16 protein-coding genes, 1 pseudogene and 1 riboswitch are annotated in these 19,060 nt (G+C 75.7%); of the genes and pseudogenes, 11 read left to right on the top strand and 6 right to left on the bottom strand.

Features of this window, described 5'->3' with window-relative positions; all coding sequences use genetic code 11:
- Window positions 1–145: 145 nt before the first annotated feature.
- From BLQ97_RS04370 to BLQ97_RS24140, 3 genes are all read left to right on the top strand, one after another.
- A complete protein-coding gene (locus BLQ97_RS04370) occupies window positions 146–1,960 on the top strand; it encodes a phosphoenolpyruvate carboxykinase (GTP) (protein ID WP_091363452.1) in 1,815 nt (604 codons plus the stop codon).
- Window positions 1,961–2,176: 216 nt separating this feature from the next.
- Window positions 2,177–3,391, top strand: a complete 1,215-nt coding sequence (locus BLQ97_RS04365) for an MFS transporter (protein ID WP_091363450.1) — start codon at window positions 2,177–2,179, stop codon at window positions 3,389–3,391.
- On the top strand, window positions 3,388–4,068 hold the full coding sequence (locus BLQ97_RS24140; protein ID WP_281181369.1) for an acVLRF1 family peptidyl-tRNA hydrolase: 681 nt from the start codon (window positions 3,388–3,390) through the stop codon (window positions 4,066–4,068). The genes BLQ97_RS04365 and BLQ97_RS24140 overlap by 4 nt, the downstream gene beginning before the upstream one ends.
- A gap of 105 nt (window positions 4,069–4,173) precedes the next feature.
- Here BLQ97_RS24140 and BLQ97_RS04355 read toward each other — a convergent pair whose 3' ends face one another.
- Window positions 4,174–5,190, bottom strand: a complete 1,017-nt coding sequence (locus BLQ97_RS04355; RefSeq protein ID WP_217637028.1) for a zinc-binding dehydrogenase — start codon at window positions 5,188–5,190, stop codon at window positions 4,174–4,176.
- A 142-nt stretch (window positions 5,191–5,332) separates the two neighbouring features.
- On the opposite strand from BLQ97_RS04355, the gene BLQ97_RS04350 reads away from it, so the two are divergent.
- On the top strand, window positions 5,333–7,396 hold the full coding sequence (locus BLQ97_RS04350) for a HelD family protein (protein ID WP_091363448.1): 2,064 nt from the start codon (window positions 5,333–5,335) through the stop codon (window positions 7,394–7,396).
- 80 nt (window positions 7,397–7,476) lie between these two features.
- The gene (locus tag BLQ97_RS04345; protein ID WP_091363446.1) at window positions 7,477–9,942 is read left to right on the top strand and encodes a transglycosylase domain-containing protein; all 2,466 of its coding nucleotides are present in this window, start codon (window positions 7,477–7,479) and stop codon (window positions 9,940–9,942) included.
- Between the two features lie 23 nt (window positions 9,943–9,965).
- Here the strand turns inward: BLQ97_RS04345 and BLQ97_RS23785 are convergent.
- Together BLQ97_RS23785 and BLQ97_RS04335 are read right to left on the bottom strand one after the other, a co-directional pair.
- Window positions 9,966–10,784: pseudogene (locus BLQ97_RS23785) on the bottom strand (YhjD/YihY/BrkB family envelope integrity protein); the annotation flags it as partial.
- 47 nt (window positions 10,785–10,831) lie between these two features.
- On the bottom strand, window positions 10,832–11,056 hold the full coding sequence (locus tag BLQ97_RS04335; protein WP_091363445.1) for a hypothetical protein: 225 nt from the start codon (window positions 11,054–11,056) through the stop codon (window positions 10,832–10,834).
- Window positions 11,057–11,242: 186 nt separating this feature from the next.
- Window positions 11,243–11,372: riboswitch (cyclic di-AMP (ydaO/yuaA leader) on the top strand.
- A 12-nt stretch (window positions 11,373–11,384) separates the two neighbouring features.
- On the opposite strand from BLQ97_RS04335, the gene BLQ97_RS04330 reads away from it, so the two are divergent.
- The 3 genes from BLQ97_RS04330 (at window position 11,385) to BLQ97_RS04320 (ending at window position 14,284) form a co-directional block, all read left to right on the top strand.
- Window positions 11,385–12,509 carry a C40 family peptidase gene (locus BLQ97_RS04330; RefSeq protein ID WP_245691794.1) on the top strand — a complete coding sequence of 375 codons (1,125 nt, stop codon included), beginning with the start codon at window positions 11,385–11,387 and terminating at the stop codon, window positions 12,507–12,509.
- A 113-nt stretch (window positions 12,510–12,622) separates the two neighbouring features.
- A complete protein-coding gene (locus tag BLQ97_RS04325; protein ID WP_091363443.1) occupies window positions 12,623–12,940 on the top strand; it encodes a DUF3817 domain-containing protein in 318 nt (105 codons plus the stop codon).
- Window positions 12,941–12,955: 15 nt separating this feature from the next.
- Window positions 12,956–14,284, top strand: a complete 1,329-nt coding sequence (locus tag BLQ97_RS04320; RefSeq protein WP_091363441.1) for a serine hydrolase domain-containing protein — start codon at window positions 12,956–12,958, stop codon at window positions 14,282–14,284.
- Window positions 14,285–14,318: 34 nt separating this feature from the next.
- Here the strand turns inward: BLQ97_RS04320 and BLQ97_RS04315 are convergent, their stop codons facing one another.
- Window positions 14,319–14,837 carry a hypothetical protein gene (locus tag BLQ97_RS04315; protein WP_091363439.1) on the bottom strand — a complete coding sequence of 173 codons (519 nt, stop codon included), beginning with the start codon at window positions 14,835–14,837 and terminating at the stop codon, window positions 14,319–14,321.
- Between the two features lie 54 nt (window positions 14,838–14,891).
- Here BLQ97_RS04315 and BLQ97_RS04310 point away from each other — a divergent pair, with 54 nt between their 5' ends.
- Window positions 14,892–15,146, top strand: a complete 255-nt coding sequence (locus BLQ97_RS04310) for a DUF3253 domain-containing protein (protein ID WP_091363437.1) — start codon at window positions 14,892–14,894, stop codon at window positions 15,144–15,146.
- On the opposite strand, the gene BLQ97_RS04305 is transcribed toward BLQ97_RS04310, so the two are convergent.
- Window positions 15,136–16,212: a M20/M25/M40 family metallo-hydrolase gene (locus BLQ97_RS04305; protein WP_091363435.1), complete on the bottom strand. Its 1,077-nt coding sequence runs from the start codon at window positions 16,210–16,212 to the stop codon at window positions 15,136–15,138. The genes BLQ97_RS04310 and BLQ97_RS04305 overlap by 11 nt on opposite strands.
- Before the next feature lie 9 nt (window positions 16,213–16,221).
- A complete protein-coding gene (locus BLQ97_RS04300) occupies window positions 16,222–16,725 on the bottom strand; it encodes an Lrp/AsnC family transcriptional regulator (RefSeq protein WP_091363433.1) in 504 nt (167 codons plus the stop codon).
- A gap of 217 nt (window positions 16,726–16,942) precedes the next feature.
- On the opposite strand from BLQ97_RS04300, the gene pdhA reads away from it, so the two are divergent.
- Window positions 16,943–18,082, top strand: coding sequence for a pyruvate dehydrogenase (acetyl-transferring) E1 component subunit alpha (gene pdhA, locus BLQ97_RS04295; protein WP_091363431.1), 1,140 nt, complete (start codon window positions 16,943–16,945; stop codon window positions 18,080–18,082).
- Complete coding sequence (locus BLQ97_RS04290; protein ID WP_217637027.1) at window positions 18,082–19,059, top strand: alpha-ketoacid dehydrogenase subunit beta; 978 nt, start codon at window positions 18,082–18,084, stop codon at window positions 19,057–19,059. The genes pdhA and BLQ97_RS04290 overlap by 1 nt, the downstream gene beginning before the upstream one ends.
- Window position 19,060 lies beyond the last annotated feature (1 nt).

Here is a 19,060-nt window from a genome sequence, read left to right as displayed (position 1 = left end):
CGTAACATCTCTCACCGTTACAGGCGGGTGTCCCCGCTTGTACGCTGACCCGACCCGACGGCCGGACCCGTTCCGCCGTCCCGGACCCAGCAGGCACCGGCGCCGGTGGTGACCGCACCCGGCGTGCCCAGAGGATGGAGACGCCGTGACTTCCGTGGCCACCCCCGGTCTCGACAACGCCCCGACCACCCACGCCCGCCTGCTGGCGTGGGTGCGCGAGATGGCGGAGCTGACGCAGCCGGACCAGGTGGTGTGGGTGGACGGCACCGACGAGGAGTGGGAGCGGCTCACCCAGAAGCTGGTCGACGCCGGCACCTTCACCCGCCTGGCGAAGAAGCCCAACTCGTTCTGGTGCGCCTCCGACCCCAGCGACGTCGCGCGCGTCGAGGACCGCACCTTCATCTGCTCGGTCGACGAGGCCGACGCGGGGCCCACCAACAACTGGATGGCCCCCGACGAGATGAAGTCGATCATGACCGAGCTGTACCGCGGGTGCATGCGCGGCCGGACGATGTACGTCATCCCGTTCTGCATGGGCCCGGTCGAGGCCGAGAACCCGATGTTCGGCGTCGAGCTCACCGACTCGGAGTACGTCGTCGTCTCCATGCGCGTCATGGCGCGCATCGGCAGCCACATCCTCGAGGCGATGGGCAGCGACCGGCCGTTCGTGCCGGCCATGCACTCCCTCGGCGCCCCGCTGGCGGAGGGCCAGGAGGACGTGCCGTGGCCCTGCAGCGACACCAAGTACATCGTGCACTTCCCCGAGGAGCGGGCCATCTGGTCCTACGGCTCGGGTTACGGCGGCAACGCCCTGCTGGGCAAGAAGTGCTACTCGCTGCGGATCGCCTCGGTGATGGCCCGCGACGAGGGCTGGCTCGCCGAGCACATGCTGATCCTCAAGCTGGTCAGCCCCCAGCAGAAGACCTACTACGTCGCGGCGGCCTTCCCGAGCGCCTGCGGCAAGACCAACCTGGCGATGCTCGAGCCGACCATCCCGGGCTGGAAGGTCGAGACCCTCGGCGACGACATCGCCTGGATGCGCTTCGGCGAGGACGGCCGGCTCTACGCGCTCAACCCCGAGTTCGGCCTGTTCGGCGTCGCCCCGGGCACCGGCTGGGACACCAACCCCAACGCCATGCGCACGATCGACAAGGGCAACTCGGTCTTCACCAACGTCGCCCTCACCGACGACGGCGACATCTGGTGGGAGGGCATGACCGAGGAGCCGCCGGCGCACCTGACCAGCTGGAAGCACCAGGACTGGACGCCGGACTCCGACGAGCCCTCGTCGCACCCGAACTCGCGCTTCTGCACCCCGATCACCCAGTGCCCGATCCTGGCGCCGGAGTACGAGGACCCGAAGGGCGTGCCGATCTCGGCGATCCTCTTCGGCGGCCGCCGCAAGACCACGATCCCGCTGGTCACCGAGGCCCGGGACTGGAACCACGGCGTGTTCATGGGCGCCACGCTGTCCTCGGAGACGACGGCGGCGGCCACCGGCGCGGTCGGCGTCGTCCGCCGCGACCCGTTCGCGATGCTGCCGTTCATCGGCTACAACGCCGGCGACTACTTCGGCCACTGGGTCGAGACCGGCAAGATGCACGACTCCACCAAGCTGCCGCGGATCTTCTACGTGAACTGGTTCCGCCGCGACGAGGACGGCGGCTTCCTGTGGCCGGGCTTCGGTGAGAACAGCCGGGTGCTCAAGTGGGTCGTCGAGCGCATCGAGGGCACCGCGGCCGCCGAGGAGACCGCGGTCGGCCACGTCCCGACGGCGGACTCGCTCGACGTCTCGGGCCTGGACATGACCGAGGACCAGGTGCGCCAGGCGCTCGCCGTCGACAAGGACGAGTGGCGCCAGGAGATCCCGCAGATCACCGAGTGGTTCGAGAAGTTCGGGGACAAGCTGCCCAGCACCATGTGGGACGAGCTGGAGATCCTCAAGAGCCGGCTGGCGTGAGAAGGACCCTCCTGCCCCCCACCCCTCGCTGACGCTCGGGGCGGGACCCTGCAGGAGGGCCGCCCGCGCGGGTCCAGGGCCCCGCACCGGACAGCGTCGTCCGGGGCGGGGCCCGCTGCCGTCCCGGCACGCAACGGAGCTGTCCGACTGCTGTGCGCGGCGACGTCGGTTAGCGTGGCGGGCGCACGGCGTCCCCTGACGACAGGTCCATCCCCGGTGCCCAATCCCTACCTGCACGTGCTGCGCACGCCGCACGCGCTGCCCATGGTGCTCGCCGCCTTCATCGGCCGGCTGCCCCTGTCGATGGTCGGTCTGGGCTGCGTGCTGCTCGTGGCCTCCGAGACCGGGTCCTACGGCCTGGGCGGCGCGGTCGCGGCCGCCGGCGCGGTCACCACCGCGATCGCCGGGCCGCTGCTCGGCCGGTGGGCCGACACCCACGGCCAGCGCCGGACGCTGCTCCCGGTGGTCGTCGTGTTCGCCGCCGCCGGCGCGCTGTTCCTGACCGCGGTCAAGGAGGACTGGCCGCGCTGGACCTTCTTCGTCACCGCCGGTCTGGCCGGGGCGTGCATCCCGCCGGTCGCCTCGATGATCCGGGTGCGCTGGACGCACCTGCTGCGCGGCACCACCCGGCTGCCCGCGGCGCTGGCGATGGAGTCCGTCGTCGACGAGTTCGTCTTCATCGTCGGGCCGGTGCTGGTCACCTTCCTCTCCACCACGGGACACGCCACCTCCGGCGTGGTGACCGCCTTCGTGCTGGCCGTCGTCGGCGCCCTGCTGTTCGCTGCGCAGGGCCGCACCGAGCCGCCGCCGCACGGGCACGAGGCCCGCCGGGGCCCCGCGGCGATCCGGACGCCGGGGCTCAAGGTGCTCTTCGTCGTGGGCGCCGCGGTCGGCTCGATCCTGGGCACGCTGGAGATCGCGCTGGTCGCCTTCGCCGACGAGGTCGACGCGATGAGCCTGTCCGGCGTGCTCATCGCCGGCCTGGCCGTCGGCTCGATGGCCAGCGGCATCGGCTGGGGCGCCGTGCACTGGCGGCACCCGCTGCGGCACCGGCTGCTCGTGGTGCTGGGCGCGCTGACCGTGCTCACCGTGCCGCTCTCGCTCGTCGGCAACGTGTGGGTGATGATCCCGCTGGTCGTCGTCGCCGGCGTGGCCGTGTCGCCGTCGCTGATCAGCTCGTTCACCCTCGCCGAGCTGATCGTGCCGCGGTCGGCGGTGACCGAGGCCTTCACCTGGATCGGCACCGCGCTGGGGCTCGGTGTCGCGGTCGGCACCTCGGTCGCGGGCAAGATCGTCGACACCTACGGCGCCAACGCGTCGTTCCTCGTCGCCACGGTGTCCGCGGGGCTGGCCGGCGTCGTCGTCCTGGTCTTCCAGCGACTGCTGCACGTGCCGGCCGAGCACGCCGCCGAGCCCGCCCTGGCCCGCTGAGTGGCCCGCTGACCCGGCCCCGCCCCGCGGCCGGCGGCGGCCGCGTCCTCGGCGTCGTCCCCGAGCGGCTCGGCCGGTGGGTCGACGGCGTCGTCGCCCGGCACGGCGCGCTGGAGACCACCGTCGACGACGACGGCGCGCTGCGGCTCACCTGCGCCGACGGCACCACCGTCACGCTGCGGGCCCCCTTCGGCTGGGCGCCGTCGGCCCCGCTGCTCACCACCTTCACCGCCGAGGCCCGCCGTCCCCGGCACGCCGCCGTCCTGCTGGTGCGCCGCGGGCGCTGGGCGGCCGGCGTGTTCGCCGGCGGCGACCTCGTCGTCTCCAAGGTCGACACCCGCCTCGTGCAGGGTCGCAGCGCCGCCGGCGGCTGGTCGCAGCAGCGCTTCGCCCGCCGCCGGGCCCACCAGGCCGACGCGGTCGTGGCCGCCGCCGCGGACACCGCCGCGCGGGTGCTGCTGCCGCACGCCGGCGAGCTGACCGCGCTGTTCACCGGCGGCGACCGCGGGATGGTCGACGACGTGCTGGCCGACCAGCGGCTGCGGACCCTGGCGGCGCTGCGCCGGGAGCCCGCGCTGGAGGTCGGCGAGCCCACCAAGCAGGTCCTGCTGGCCACCCCGGCGCAGTTCCGCGCCGTCCGGGTGCACGTCGTGGACCCCCGTCAGGGGTCGACCTGACGAGTGGGGCCCGGAGGGCTGCGCGAGGACGGGCGGGTACGGCTCAGCGCCGCTGGGGGACGGCACCGGGCCGCGGTGCGGTCCGGAGGACCGCCGTGTCGTCTCTCAGCCGTTCGGGAGCAGGACCAGCCGGATCGGGTTGCCCTCCTTGCGCTCGAGCGCCTCGATGCCACGGGCGGCCTCGGTCAGCGGCAGCGTGCCGGAGATCGAGCGGGACAGGTCCAGCCGGCCGTGCCGGACCAGGCGCACCAGCTGCTCGACGTGCTGCGGCTCGGAGCCGTAGTGGCCCAGCAGCCGCTGGCCGAAGTAGGAGAACTGGGTGCCGTTGCGGAGGGTCAGCGGCTGGTCGGTCAGGCCGACGAGCACCAGCCCGCCGTCGCGCTCGAGGCAGCGCACCGCCTGCTCCCGCACCGGCGGCACCCCGGCGAAGTCGAAGGCGTGGGACAGCCCGAGGCCCCCGGTCAGCTCGCGCACCCGCGTCGCGACGTCCTCCGACGGGTCGAGCGCCAGGTCCGCGCCGAGGGCCAGCGCCCGCTCCCGCGCCGACTCCACCGGGTCGACGGCGACGATCGGCGCCGCCCCGGCCAGCCGCAGCAGCTGGACGGCGTGCGCGCCGAGCCCGCCGATGCCCCACACGCCCACCGGCTCACCGGCGCGCACCCCGGCCGTGCGCACGATCGAGGCCCACGGCGTGGACACCGCGTCGGGGATGATGCAGGCCTGCTCGAAGGGCAGCTCGTCGGGGATGGGCACCAGCGTGCCGACGGTGGCCAGCGCGTACTGCGCCCAGCCGCCGTCGTAGTCGACGCCCCGGGTGTGGATCCAGCCGTCGACCTCCTCGCCGGCCTGGAGGGTGACCCGCTGGCCGGGCCGCCAGCCGGTCACGCCCTCCCCGAGGTCGGCGACGACGCCGGCCACCTCGTGCCCGAGCGTGACCTCCTCGCCCTGCAGGAACAGCGGGCTGAGCGTGCCGTCGACCAGGTGGACGTCGGACAGGCAGATGCCGGCGGCCCGCACCTCGACGAGCACCTGCCCGGGACCGGGCGTCGGCCGCGGGACCTCCGTGACCTCGAACCTCCTGGTGCGCACGTTCAACCGGCCGGCGAGCATCGTGTCGGGCATGCCCGGTACCTCCCCACGGGCCCGCGGCACCACACGGCCACGCCCCGGTGCACTTCCGCGGAGTCGCCCCGTGCACTTCCGCGGAGTTGCCCCGGGAAACCCGCGTGACGGGGCGCGCGGGAGGGCGTAGCGTCCTCCGACCGTGTCCGCGACCCCGACCGACACGACACCGACCGACACGCCCCCCACCGACACCACCCCCGCCGCGACCGACCCCGTCCTCGCCGCCGAGCGCGCCCACCTGGCCCTCGCCGGGGACTGCCTGACCGGGATGCGCGCCGCCGCCTCCGCCGTCGTCGACGCCGGCGTCGACGCCTGGGCCTCCGAGCGCCTCGGTGCCGCCCGTGCCGAGCGGCTGCGCTCGCTGGCCGCCGACCCCGGCGTCCCGCCGTTCTTCGGCCGCACCGACACCGGGGAGGAGACCTTCCACATCGGCCGCCGCCACGTCCGCGACGCCGCGGGCCGGCCGGTGGTCATCGACTGGCGGGCGCCGATGAGCCGGCCCTTCTACCGGGCCAGTGCGGCCGACCCCCAGGGTCTGGTCCGCCGCCGCCGCTTCGGCTTCTCCGGTGGTGAGCTCACCGGCTACGAGGACGAGCTGCTCGGCGCCGGTGAGGAGGGCGACGGTGCCCTCCTGCGGGCCGAGATCGAGCGCCCGCGCAGCGGCCCGATGCGCGACATCGTGGCCACCATCCAGCCCGAGCAGGACGAGATCGTGCGCGCGCCGCTGGCCGAGTCGGTCTGCGTGCAGGGCGCCCCGGGCACCGGCAAGACCGCCGTCGGCCTGCACCGCGCCGCCTACCTGCTCTACACGCACGGCGGCCAGCTGGCGCGCACCGGCGTGCTCGTCGTCGGCCCCAACCGGGCGTTCCTGCGCTACATCGAGCAGGTGCTGCCCACCCTCGGCGAGGTCGACGTCGAGCAGACGACGGTCGCCGCGCTCACCGCGCGCGTCCCGGTGCGCGCCCAGGACCGCCCGGAGGTCGCGGCCCTCAAGGGCGACGCCCGCATGGCGCAGGTCCTGGAGCGGGCGCTGTGGGGCGCGATCGCCAAGCCCGCGGACGACGTCCTGGTACCACTGGCCGGCCGCCGGTACCGGGTGCCGGTCGAGCGACTCAAGCGCCACGTCGACGACCTGCGCCGACGCGGCCGCGGCGCCGACGACCAGCAGCGCCTGCACTACTCGGCCGGCCGTGAGCGGCTGGCGATGCTGCTGGCCGAGGACGCGCGGCGGCAGAAGGAGGAGGCCGGCGGCAGCCCGACGGACGCCGAGACCCGCCGCGCGGCCCGCAGCCCGGAGGTGCGCGCGTTCTGCGACGCCGTCTGGCCCGCCCGGGACGCCGAGGGGCTCGTGGCCGCGCTGCTCACCGACCCCGCCGTCCTCGCCCGGGCCGCGCGCGGGCTGCTCACCGACGACGAGCAGGCCCTGCTGCTGCGGCCGGCCACCCGCTCGCCACGCACCGCGCCGTGGACCGGGGCCGACGCCGTGCTCGTCGACGAGGCCGCCGGGCTCCTCGAGCGCACCCCCGGCTACGGGCACGTCGTCGTCGACGAGGCGCAGGACCTCTCGCCCATGCAGTGCCGCGCGGTGGCCCGCCGGCTGGCCGCCGGCTCGCTCACCGTGCTCGGCGACCTCGCGCAGGCCACCAGCCCGTGGTCGCCGTCGGACTGGGCGCCCACGCTGGCCGGGCTCGGCCGCCCGGACACCGCGGTCCGGCCGCTCACCCGCGGCTACCGCGTGCCCGCCGAGGTGCTCGACTACGCCAACCGGCTGCTGCCGGCCATCGCCCCGGGCCTGCCCGCGGCCACCGCGGTGCGCCACGAGGCCGGGGCGCTGGAGGTGCGGCCGGTCGCCGACCTCGCGGGCCCGCTGGCCGAGGTCGTCACCGCGCTCGCCGCCGGGCCCGGGTCGGTGGGCGTCGTCTGCGCCGACGCCGCGGTCCCGGCGGTGACCGGGGCGCTGCGGGACGCCGGGCTGCCCGCCGCGGTGCTGGCCGACGACGGCGCGGCCGCCGGGCGGGTCGCCGTCGTGCCCGCGACGCTGGCCAAGGGGCTGGAGTTCGACGCGGTCGTGGTCGCCGACCCGGCGGCCATCGCCGCCGCCGAGCCACGCGGCCTCAACCGGCTCTACGTGGTGCTCACCCGGGCGGTGAGCACCCTCGTCGTCCTGCACCGCGACGACCTGCCGGCGCCCCTGGCGGGGTGACCGGGACCACTCGTTCGGCGCGGGTGGTTGTGGTCCCTGTCGATCTCCGTTTCCATGGGCGCGGCCGAGGAGGGGAGCCCATGGACCGGCAGTGGAGCCGGGGGGACGCGCTGCTGCGCCTGGCCGCGACGATCGTCGTCGCCGGGGCGCTCGTGGCGGGCCTGCTGCTGCCCTGGGTCGGCGTGCCCGCGGTCGCGGCGCAGCAGTCCACCGGCCTGCTCGGTGACCTGCCCACGGAGTTCACCGTCGACCCGCCACCGGGCAACACCGTGCTGCTCGCCGCCGACGGCGAGCCCGTCACGTACTTCTACGACGAGAACCGCGACCCGGTGGAGCCCGGCGAGATCGCCGAGGTCATGAAGCAGGCGATGGTCGCCATCGAGGACGCCCGCTTCTACGGGCACCGCGGCCTCGACGTGCAGGGCACGCTGCGCGCGCTGGTCACCAACCTCGCGGCCGGCGGCGTGCAGGAGGGCGGGTCGACGCTCACCCAGCAGCTGGTCAAGCAGACGCTGCTGCAGACGGCCGACACCCCGGAGGAGCGGCAGGCGGCCACCGAGCAGACCCTGGGCCGCAAGCTGCGCGAGGCCCGTCTGGCGCTGGCCCTCGAGGACGTCTACAGCAAGGACGAGCTCCTCACCCGCTACCTCAACATCGTCTACTTCGGCTCCAACGCCTACGGCGTGCAGCCCGCCGCCCGCGCCTTCTTCGGCGTCGACGCCGCCGCGCTCACCCTGCCGCAGGCCGCGCTGCTGGCCGGGCTGGTGCAGAGCCCGACCTCCGACGACCCGTTCACCGCCCCCGACGCGGCCCTCGCCCGCCGCAACGAGGTGCTGTCCCGGATGGCCGAGCAGGGCCTCGTCGGCGCCGAGGAGGCCACCGCGGCGCAGGCCGAGCCGCTGGGGCTGGCGCCGGCCCCCGCGCCGCCGCGCGGGTGCGCGCAGGCCACCGTCGGCCCCTACGTGTGCGACTTCGTGCAGCGCCACCTCACCCAGGAGCTCGGGCTCACCCAGGAGCAGCTCGACAACGGCGGCTACGTCGTCCAGACGACGCTGGACCCCGAGCTGCAGCGCTCCGGCGACGCCGCGGTGCTGGAGACGCTGGCCGTCGACGACTCGCTGGCCGGCATGTTCACCGCGGTGGAGCCGGGCACCGGCCACCTGCTGGCGATGAGCGTCAACCGGGTGTTCGGCTACGACCGGTCCGACCCGCGGCAGGAGTCGTTCAACCTCAACACCTGGCCCAGCCAGGGCTCGGGCTCGACCTACAAGGTGTTCGTCGCCGCGGCGGCGCTGGCCCGCGGGTACTCCTCCTACTACACGCTCACCGCGCCCGAGCCCTACGTGTCGCGGGTCTACTCCGGTCCCTGCCAGGGCCGTGACACCGACGGCCGGTACTGCGTGCGCAACGCCGGGTCGGGTTACCGGCCGACCCTGGACCTGACGACGGCGCTCTACCAGTCGTCCAACACCTACTTCCTCGCGCTGGAGGACGCCCTCGGCAGCGTGGAGGAGCCGGTGCGGATGGCCGAGGCGATGGGCCTGTTCCAGTTCAGCCCGCCGGGGCTGGCGCAGCAGATCGTCGACGAGAACCGCGGCTCGTTCACCTTCGGGTCGGAGGCCACCAGCCCGCTGGCGCTGGCCAGCGCGTACTCGACCTTCGCCGCCGGCGGCACCCAGTGCGACGTCGTCCCGGTGACCGCCGTGCTCGACCAGCACGGCGAGCCCGCGGTCGGCGCCGACGGCGAGCCGCTGCCGGTGGGCGACCGGTGCACGCCCGAGGCCATCCCGCCGGGCGTCGCGACCACGATGAACCAGATGCTGCGCAAGGACGTCGAGCCGGGGAACCCGGGCCAGACCGGGTCGCGCGCCTACGTGCGCGGGCACCAGATCGCCGGCAAGACCGGCACCTCGCAGGACAACTACTCGGTGGCCTTCGTCGGCTACACCCCCGAGATCACCGCCAGCGTCATGGTGCTCAACCCCAAGGAGAACGAGGACGTCGGCGGGTTCGGCGGCGGCAAGGGCGCCACCATCTGGCGCGACGCCATGGCGCCGATCCTGGACGCCCGGGGCAGCGGGGAGTTCCCGCCGGCCGACGAGACGGTGATGAACGGCAACACCCGCCCGGTACCCGGCTGCTCGGGCGTGCGCAGCTGCACCGCCACCCTCACCGACGCCGGGTTCGTGCCGCGGACGGTGCGGGTCGACGGCGACGAGCCCGCGGGCACGCTGCTGGGGACCAGCCCGCCGCGCGGCAGCCGCGCCGTCCCCGGCCAGGAGGTCCTCGTCCTGGTGAGCAACGGCAGCGACTACGTGGAGCCCGCGCCGGAGCCCGAACCCGAACCGGAGCCCGAACCGGAGCCGCCCGCCGAGGCACCGGCGCCCGAGCCGGAGCCCGCGCCCCCGCCGGAGCCGGCGCCCGCGCCGGCCCCGGAGGAGGGGGCCCCCCCGGCGCCCGAGCCGCCCACGGCGCCCGCCGCGCCCGCTCCGGACGGGCGGCCGTCGTCCCCGCCCGGCGGCCCGCCCGGGGGTCCCCCGGGCTGAGGCCGGCCGAGCCGCTCGTCGAGGGCCTGGGTGAGCAGCCACCCGCCGAGCAGCACCAGGTGCAGCAGGAACATCCACAGGGCGACGGCGACCACCGCGCCGACGGCCACCAGCCCGCCGAAGGGCGCCCCGAGGTCCAGCGGCAGGGACAGGAACAGCACGAAGCCCTGCAGGAACCCCGACAGGCAGGCCGCGGTGAACAGCGCCCCGGTGACCAGCGCGGCGCGGCGGCGCCGGACCCCGGCCACCACGCCGAACCCCCACAGCAGCGGCACGGTGAGCACGAACAGCACCGAGTAGTAGCCGACGGCGAAGCGGCCGAAGGCCGGGGCGGCGCCGTCCTCCCGGGCCAGGTCGGCCATCACCGAGGCGGCCAGCAGCAGCGGGTACAGCAGCGCGGGCGTGAGCAGCACCAGCGGCATCGCCAGCAGCCGCCCCCGCCAGGCGGTGAGGGTCTCCTGCCGCTGGCTGAACCGCAGCAGCGCCCGGCGCAGGCCCTCCCCGTAGAGCGACATGGGCAGCAGCGCCAGCAGGAACCCGAGCAGGTCCACCCGCACGCCCGCGGCCACCAGCCGCTCGACGGCGTCCGGGGCGCCCAGCTGGGCGGGCAGCAGCTCGGTCAGCCGCGCGGTGAGGGCGCGCACCTCCTCCGCCGAGGTGACCAGCGCGGTGAGCCGGACGGCGACCAGCAGCAGCGGCACCACCGCGATGCCGGCGTAGAAGGTCAGGCCCGCCGCGATCAGGGCCAGGTCGCGGCCGTGCAGCTGGTGGCGCGCGCTGCCCAGGAGCGTCCGCGCCTCGGCGCCGAGCCGGGCCGCCGTCCACGTCCGTCCAGGGCTCACCGGCTCACGCCACCAGCCCGTGCCCGCCGCCGGTCCCGACGCGGTGCTCAGCCGCCGGGGTTCGCGTCGTCGGTCGTCGGCGCGTCGTTGCCCGGGTTCTCGCCGGTCTCCTGGCAGCTGGCGTCGTTCTCGTTGCTGGCGTTCTCCCCGGCCGAGTCGCAGTTCGTCGGCCCCCGGGAGAAGTCGGTGTTGTCGCCGCAGGCGACCACGGACCCGAGCAGGGCGAGCACGACGAGCGGCCGGGCGAGGCGCATCCGGGTGGAGGAGGACATGCCCCGCCTCCTGCTCGGCCCGGGCCCGTCCCAAACCGGCGCCCGGCGGGGCTGTGCCCGCCGTCACCGGGATCACGCTGACGGAATCACACGGAGGGGATTGTCACGCAGGGGTCACGCTGCCTACTCTCTGTGTGTCCGACGGGGCGCTCCGTCACCGGCCTGGGTGACACCCCGCGGACGCCGTCGAGCCGGTGACCCCGCGGGGTTACCGGGCCGGGGACCCATCGCAGTCCTGGGGTGTGGCGCGCGTGCGCGCCGGGCGACTCCACGCCCGAACCCGTCAGCTAACCCGGTAGGCGGCCTGGGAGAAGGAGAGTCGCCGACCGTGGCGTTCCCCCGCACGACCGTCCCCGGCACGCCCGCGACCACCCGGTCGCGCCGCCGGGCCGTCCTCGCCCTCGCCGGGGTCCTCGGCCTGGGCGCCGGGCTGGCCGCCACGCCGGCCGCGGCCGAGGAGCCGACCAGCGCGGCCGCGGCCGCCGACCTGGTCGCCGCCCGCGGGCACGAGCTCGAGGTCGTGACCGAGCGCTTCAACGAGGCCCGCGAGACCCTGGCCGCCCAGCAGGCCGCCGCCGAGGCCGCCGCCGCCACCCTCGCCGAGGCGCAGGCCGCCGTCGACACCGCCCGCCGGCAGGTCGTCGGCATCGCCCGCTCGGCCTACACCGGGGAGAGCATGGGCTCGCTGCAGGCGCTCATGACCAGCGCCGACGCCGACGAGTTCGTCAACCGGGTCACCCTCCTGCAGGGCGTCGCCGGCTACCAGAACGAGCTGCTCGGCCAGGCCGTCACCGCCACCGACACCGCCACGGCCGCGCAGGCGCAGGCCGCGCAGACCGCCGCCGAGGCGCAGCGCCTCTACGACGACGTCGCCGCCCAGCAGGCCGACCTCGAGCACCAGATCGCCGACTACCAGGCCGACTACGCCCGGCTCAGCGCCGAGGAGCGGCGCGCCGCGCTGGAGGCCGCCGCGGCCGCGCACGCCGCCGAGGACACCCGGGCCAGCCGCGACGAGGAGCGCAGCGAGCCCGCCGCGACCAGCGCGCCGGCCTCGTCGTCCGCCTCCGCCGAGACCACGACCGCCGTCCCGGCCGGCGACAGCGGGGCCGCCTCGACCGTCGTGGCCACCGCCATGGCCCAGCGCGGCAAGCCCTACGTCTGGGCCGCCGCCGGGCCCGGCTCCTTCGACTGCTCCGGGCTCACCCAGTACGCCTACCGCGCGGCCGGCGTGAGCCTCCCGCACTCCAGCAGCATGCAGTCGAAGATGGGCACCGCGGTCTCCCGCGCCCAGCTGCAGCCCGGTGACCTGGTGTTCTTCTACAGCCCGGTCAGCCACGTGGGCATCTACATCGGCAACGGCCAGATGGTGCACGCGCCCACGTCGGGCGACGTGGTCAAGGTCGCCAGCGTCGACTCGATGGGCGGCTACGCCGGCGCCCGCCGCCTGGTCTGAGCGGCGGGGCCCCCCGGCCCCTGCCACGCAGGTCACACCGGACGGCGGGACACCCGCGGGCGGCCCGCCGTTGGAGCGGGGAGAGCCGCTCGACCCCGGAGGACCCGCCCCCGATGAACCCGCGCACCGTCGCCCTCGCCTTCCGCGCCGTCGCCGTCGCCGAGGCCCTGTCCTGGGTGGGCCTCCTGGCCGGGATGTACGTCAAGTACGTGCCGCAGACCTCGGAGGCGGGCGTGCAGTTCTTCGGCCCGGTGCACGGGGCGGTGTTCGTCGCCTACCTGGTCGTCGCGCTGGCCGCGGCGCGGGTGCTGGGCTGGTCCCGGTGGACGACGCTGCTCGCGCTGGCCGCCTCGGTCCCGCCGCTGGCCACCGTGGTCTTCGAGCGCTGGGCGGGGCGCACCGGCCGGTTGCGGGTGCCCGCGCGGGCCTGACCTACGGTTCCGGGCATGGCCGAGCCCGTGCTGCCCGCGACCGCCCGCACCCTGCTCGCCCGCACCGCCCGGGTGCAGCGCGACGGGCGGGCGCCGAGCCTGGTGGCCGGGGTGGTCCGCGACGGCGGGCTGGCCTGGTCGGCGGGTCGCGGTGACGTCGCCGCGCCGCACACCGACGTCCAGTACCGGCTCGGGTCGATCAGCAAGACCGTCACCGCCGTCGCCGTGCTGCGGCTGCGCGACGAGGGCCGGCTCGCGCTCGACGACCCGCTGGACCGGCACGTGCCCGGCACGCCGCTCGGCGACCGCAGCGTCGGCCAGCTGCTCTCCCACCTCGCCGGCGCGGCCGCGGAGAGCCCGGGCGGCTGGTGGGAGCGGGTGCCCGGCGGGTCGCTGGCCGACCTGGGCCTGGCCGGCGGGCACGTGGTCCTGGGGGAGGCGCGCCGCTTCCACTACTCCAACCTCGGCTTCGGCCTGCTCGGTGAGCTGGTGGCCCGGCTGCGCGGCCGGTCCTGGGCGGACGCCGTCACCGCCGAGGTGCTCGCGCCGCTGGGGATGACCCGGACGACGCCGCGCCCGTCCGGCCGCGCCGCGCAGGGGTGGGCGGTGCACCCGTGGGCCGACGTCGTGCTGCCCGAGCCCGAGCACGACGCCGGCGTGATGGCCGCCGCCGGGCAGCTGTGGGCCACGCTCGCCGACCTCGCCCGTTTCGCGGCCTTCCTGCTCGGCGACACCGGCGACGTGCTCTCGCCGGCCACGTTGGAGGAGATGGCGGTGCCCGCGGGCGTCGACCCGTCCTCGCCCGCCTGGTCGGCCTACGGCCTGGGCCTGCAGGTGCTGCGGGTCGACGGGCGCACGCTGACCGGCCACGGCGGCTCGATGCCCGGCTTCCTCGCCGGGGTGTTCGTCGACCGGGAGGAGGGCACCGGCGGGGTCTCGCTGGCCAACACCACCAGCGGCCTGGACGTGCTGGTCCCCGGCCTGCTCGCCGACCTGCGGGCCGCCGAGCCGCGGGTGGTCGAGGCGTGGCGGCCGGCGCCGTCGCCGGTGCCGCTGGAGCAGCTGGGCGTCTGGTACTGGGGACCGGCGCCGGTGGTGCTGCGCGCGCTGCCCGGCGGGCTGCTGCACCTGGGGCCGCTGCCCGGGCGCCCGGGACGGGCCAGCCGCTTCTGCCGGCGTGGCGACGGCACCTGGCTGGGCCTGGACGGCTACTACGCGGGCGAGCCGCTGCGGATCGCCGCCGACCACCTCGACGTGGGCACCTTCGTCTTCACCCGCACGCCCTACGACCCCGCCGCCCCCGTCCCCGGCGGCGTCGACCCCGGCGGCTGGTCGGTGCCGTGAGGGAACGGCCGCCCTCCCGCGGGAGTGCACGTCCTCACAGGCGGTCGAAGGCGTCCATCGTGGTCTTGACGACGGCGCCGTAGGCCAGGTGCGGGACGAGGTCGCTGGCCCAGTCGGTGGCCGACCACGAGCGCGGGTCGGTGATGCCCAGCACGGTCATCGGCCCGTTGGCCGCGACGAGCACGCCGAGCGTGGTGAGCGCCGTGCCCACCAGCGGCTGCGACCGGAAGCCGGAGGCCCGCAGCAGCCCGACGACGACGCCCACGCCGACGCCGGCGACCAGCCCGGTCATCGGCCCCAGCCCCTGGACCCGGTTCGACCGGTGCTCCTCGTCGCCGGGGATGGGCACGTGCGCCTTCTCCGCGAGCCTCTCCACGGTCTGCTCCGGCGTCGAGCTGGTGCCGCGGCCGCGGACGACCATGTCGAGGTAGGTGACGGCGTTGAGCGCCGTGGTCCCGGCCGCCCCGGCCGCCGCGCCGCGCACCGCCCAGCCGAGCGTGGTGATGCCCCGCCTGCCCTTGCCGAACGTCCCCACGGGAGTGCGTCTCGCCATGCCGCCCGCGGTACCCGCCGCGCTCACCAGGGCAAACGGGGGCACAGTGGGGGAGTGGACGACGCCGGCGCCGCGCTCGAGCGCGCGATCGAGGCGCTGCTCGACGCCCGGACGCCCGGCGCGACGATCTGCCCGTCGGAGGCGGCCCGCGCGGTGGCCCCGGAGGGCTGGCGCGACCTGATGCCGGAGGCCCGCGCCGCGGCCGGCCGGCTGGCGGAGCGCGGCACGGTCGAGGTGACCCAGCGCGGCGCGGTGGTCGACGTCGGCACCGCCCGCGGCCCGGTGCGGGTGCGCCGGGTCAGCCGCTGACCGGCGGGACCGGCCGGGCGAGGAAGGCGGCCAGCAGCCGGGCGGTCCGGTCGACCGTGCCGCTGTGCAGCACCTCGTAGCCGTGCGTGCTCAGCGTGGGCAGGCTGAGCAGGGCCGCGCGCGCCGTCAGGCCCGCGGCCTTGGCCTGCGAGGCGTCGGAGTCGAAGGACTGCCACACCGCCGTCTGCGGGTCCAGACCCAGCTCCCGGCCGACGTCGACGAGCGCGTCGGCGACGGCGCGGTCGTAGACGACGGCATCGTCGGCGTAGGCGACCACCGGCCCGCCGTCCACGGTCACCTGGTACTCCGCCTCCGCGGGGCCGACGTCGAGGGCCAGGGTGAGGTCGCCGGGCAGCGTGCGGCTGGCGTGCAGGGCGCCGATGCCGCCCATCTCCTCGCTCGAGGTGGCCACCAGGTAGACGTCGCCGGGCGGCCGGCCGCCGTCGGCGCGCAGCAGCCGCGCCGCCGCGACCAGCGCGGTCAGCGCCGCCCGGTCGTCGAGGAACCACGACCCCAGGAAGTCGCCCACCGTGGTGAGCTCCCGCCGGTCGGCGTGCACGCACACGCGGGTCCCGGGGTGGACGCCCGCGGCGGCGAGGTCGTCGGCGGACCGGCCGGTGAAGACGTACACGTGCGTCCAGTCCATCGCCTGGTCGCCGCCGTCGGGCTTGGTCTGCCAGATCCGCGGGCTCTCCGGCGTGGTGTGCTCCGACCCGAGGGTGAGCACGCCGGTCAGCGTCTCCCGCCGGCCGAGCACGGCGACCGGCCCCAGGCCGAAGTTGCCCGGGTACATGACGCCGAGGGAGTTGACCCGGAGCGTGCCGTCGGGCTCGACCCGCTTGACGACCATCGACAGCTCGTCGAGGTGCGCCGTCACCCGGACCGGCGGGGCGGACCGGTCCGTCCCGTGCACGAGGGCGACCAGGTTGCCCGCGGCGTCGACCGCCACCTCGTCGGCCAGCGGCTCGAGCTCGCGGCGGACGACGTCACGCACCGCGCCCTCCTCGCCGCAGGGGCCGTAGGCGCGCAGGAGCTCGGCGAGCAGGTCGGGCAGCGGGGTCGGCACCCGCCCTCCCTACCCCACCGGAGGGTGCTGGTCGGCACCGGCCGCCCGCTCCAGCAGCGGGCCCATCCGGTGGTCGACGTAGCGGCGCAGCGCGAGCGCGGTGTCGGTCCGCTGGACGCCGGGCAGCGCGAGCACCTGCTCGGTCAGCCGCCACAGGTCGTCGGCGTCGACGGCCACCACCCGCACCAGCAGGTCGGCCGCGCCCGACAGCGCGGTCACCTCGAGCACCTCGGGGAGCGCGGCCAGGGCGGCCGCGACCTCCTCCAGGCCGCGCTGCACCACCTGCACGGTCACGTAGGCCGAGAGCCGGTAGCCCAGCGCCTCGGGGCGCACCCGGGACTCGAACGGCGCCAGCACCCCGCCGGCCTCCAGGCGGGCCAGCCGCGCCTGCACGGTGTTGCGGGCCAGTCCCAGCCGCTGCGACAGCGCCATCACGGTGGCGCGCGGGTCGGTGCCGAGGGCCTGCAGCAGGCGTGCGTCGGTGGCGTCCAGGCGGTCCGGGGGCGCGGGCACGGCGTCAGTCTGACACCGCAGCGCCCCGCGGTCACCACATCCTGCTCAACTCCGCTCCGGGGACTTGCGCACACCGACCGGGTGGTGGTGTGCTCGCTCACACGCGGGCCGTGCCACGATGTGTGAGTGGCGCCACACCCGGGCGCCGCAGGACGTCCCATCCCGCGAGCCCGACCGGTGACCCCGGTGGCCCGCGGACGACGGCGAGGAGGAGCACGTGAGCGTGTCCAGCGCGACCACCGAGGTGGTCGACCCCGTACCGGGGGCGGCAGCGCCCCACCTCCCGGCCCAGCCCGACCTCGTCCAGCTGCTGACGCCGGAGGGCGAGCGGGTGGAGCACCCCGACTACGCGATCGACGTCTCCGCCGAGGAGCTGCGCGACCTCTACCGCGACCTGGTGCTGGTGCGCCGGTGGGACGTCGAGGCGACCGCCCTGCAGCGCCAGGGCGAGCTCGGCATCTGGGCCTCGCTGCTCGGCCAGGAGGCCGCCCAGATCGGCGCCGGCCGCGCGCTGGCCGACGGCGACGTCGCCTTCCCCACCTACCGCGAGCACGGCGTGGCCTGGACCCGCGGCGTCGACCCGCTGCACGTCATCAGCCTGTTCCGCGGTGTCGACAACGGCGGCTGGGACCCCGTCGCGACGGCGTTCAACCTCTACACCGTCGTCATCGGCGCCCAGTGCCTGCACGCCACCGGCTACGCCATGGGCCTGCAGCGCGACGGCGCCGAGAGCGCCGCGCTGGCCTTCCTCGGCGACGGCGCCACCAGTCAGGGCGAGGTCAACGAGGCGATGATCTGGGCGGCCAGCTTCTCCGCCCCGGTCGTCTTCTTCTGCCAGAACAACCAGTACGCGATCAGCGTCCCGCTGGAGCGCCAGACACGGGTGCCGCTGTACCAGCGGGCGGCCGGCTTCGGCTTCCCCGGCGTCCGCGTCGACGGCAACGACGTCCTCGCCGTGCTCGCCGTGACCCGCGCGGCGCTGGCCGCCGCCCGCGAGGGCCAGGGGCCGACGTTCATCGAGGCGTTCACCTACCGGATGGGCGCGCACACGACCTCCGACGACCCCACCCGCTACCGGCTGGCCAGCGAGCTGGAGGAGTGGAAGCTGCGCGACCCGATCGCCCGCGTCAAGGCGTACCTGTCGCGCAGCGGCGTCGCCGACGCCGCCTTCTTCGACGCCGTCGAGGCCGAGGCCGACGAGCTGGCGAAGCGGATCCGCACGGGCACCGTGGAGATGCCCGACCCGCCGGGCACGGCGATGTTCGACCAGGTCTACGCCGAGCAGACGCCGCCCCTGGCCGCGCAGCAGGCGGAGTTCGAGGCCTACCAGGCCTCCTTCGAGGGGAGTGGTCACTGATGGCCGAGACGCTCACCATCGGCAAGGCCCTCAACCTCGGCCTGCGCCGGGCCATGGAGGACGACGCCAAGGTCGTGCTCATGGGCGAGGACATCGGCCGGCTCGGCGGGGTCTTCCGGATCACCGACGGCCTGCAGAAGGACTTCGGCGAGGACCGCGTCGTCGACACCCCGCTGGCCGAGGCCGGCATCCTGGGCACCGCCGTCGGCCTGGCCATGCGCGGTTACCGACCGGTGTGCGAGATCCAGTTCGACGGGTTCGTCTTCCCCGCCTACAACCAGATCGTCACCCAGGTGGCCAAGATCCACGCCCGCTCGCGGGGCCGGCTGCCGATGCCGATCGTCATCCGCATCCCCTTCGGCGGCGGCATCGGCGCGGTCGAGCACCACAGCGAGAGCCCCGAGGCCTACTTCGCGCACACGCCGGGCCTGAAGGTGGTCGCGGTCAGCAACCCGGTGGACGCCTACTGGGGCATCCAGCAGGCCGTCGCCCACCCCGACCCGATCGTCTTCCTCGAGCCCAAGCGGCGGTACTGGGAGAAGGCCGAGGTCGACACCGGCGCCACGCCCGGCCCGCTGTTCGCCTCGCGGGTGGTCCGCGGCGGCGACGACGTCACCGTGCTGGCCTACGGCCCGATGGTGAAGACGGCGCTGCAGGCCGCCGAGGCCGCCGCGGAGGAGGGCCGCTCGGTGGAGGTGGTCGACCTGCGCACGATCAGCCCGCTCGACCTCGAGCCGGTGTTCGACTCGGTGCGGCGCACCGGGCGCTGCGTCGTCGTCCACGAGGCGCCGGTCACCCTGGGCCTCGGGGCGGAGATCGCCGCCCGCGTGACCGAGACCTGCTTCCACTCCCTGGAGGCCCCGGTGCTGCGGGTGGGCGGCTACGACACGCCCTACCCGCCGTCGAAGCTCGAGGAGGAGTACCTCCCCGACCTCGACCGGGTGCTCGACGCCGTCGACCGCGTGATGGGGTTCTGAG

Origin of the sequence: Geodermatophilus telluris (assembly GCF_900102745.1) — a bacterium.
Classification (GTDB): Bacteria; Actinomycetota; Actinomycetes; order Mycobacteriales; family Geodermatophilaceae; genus Geodermatophilus; species Geodermatophilus telluris.
Note: the sequence above shows the minus strand (reverse complement) of the source record. Positions and strands in the feature narration are given on the sequence as shown.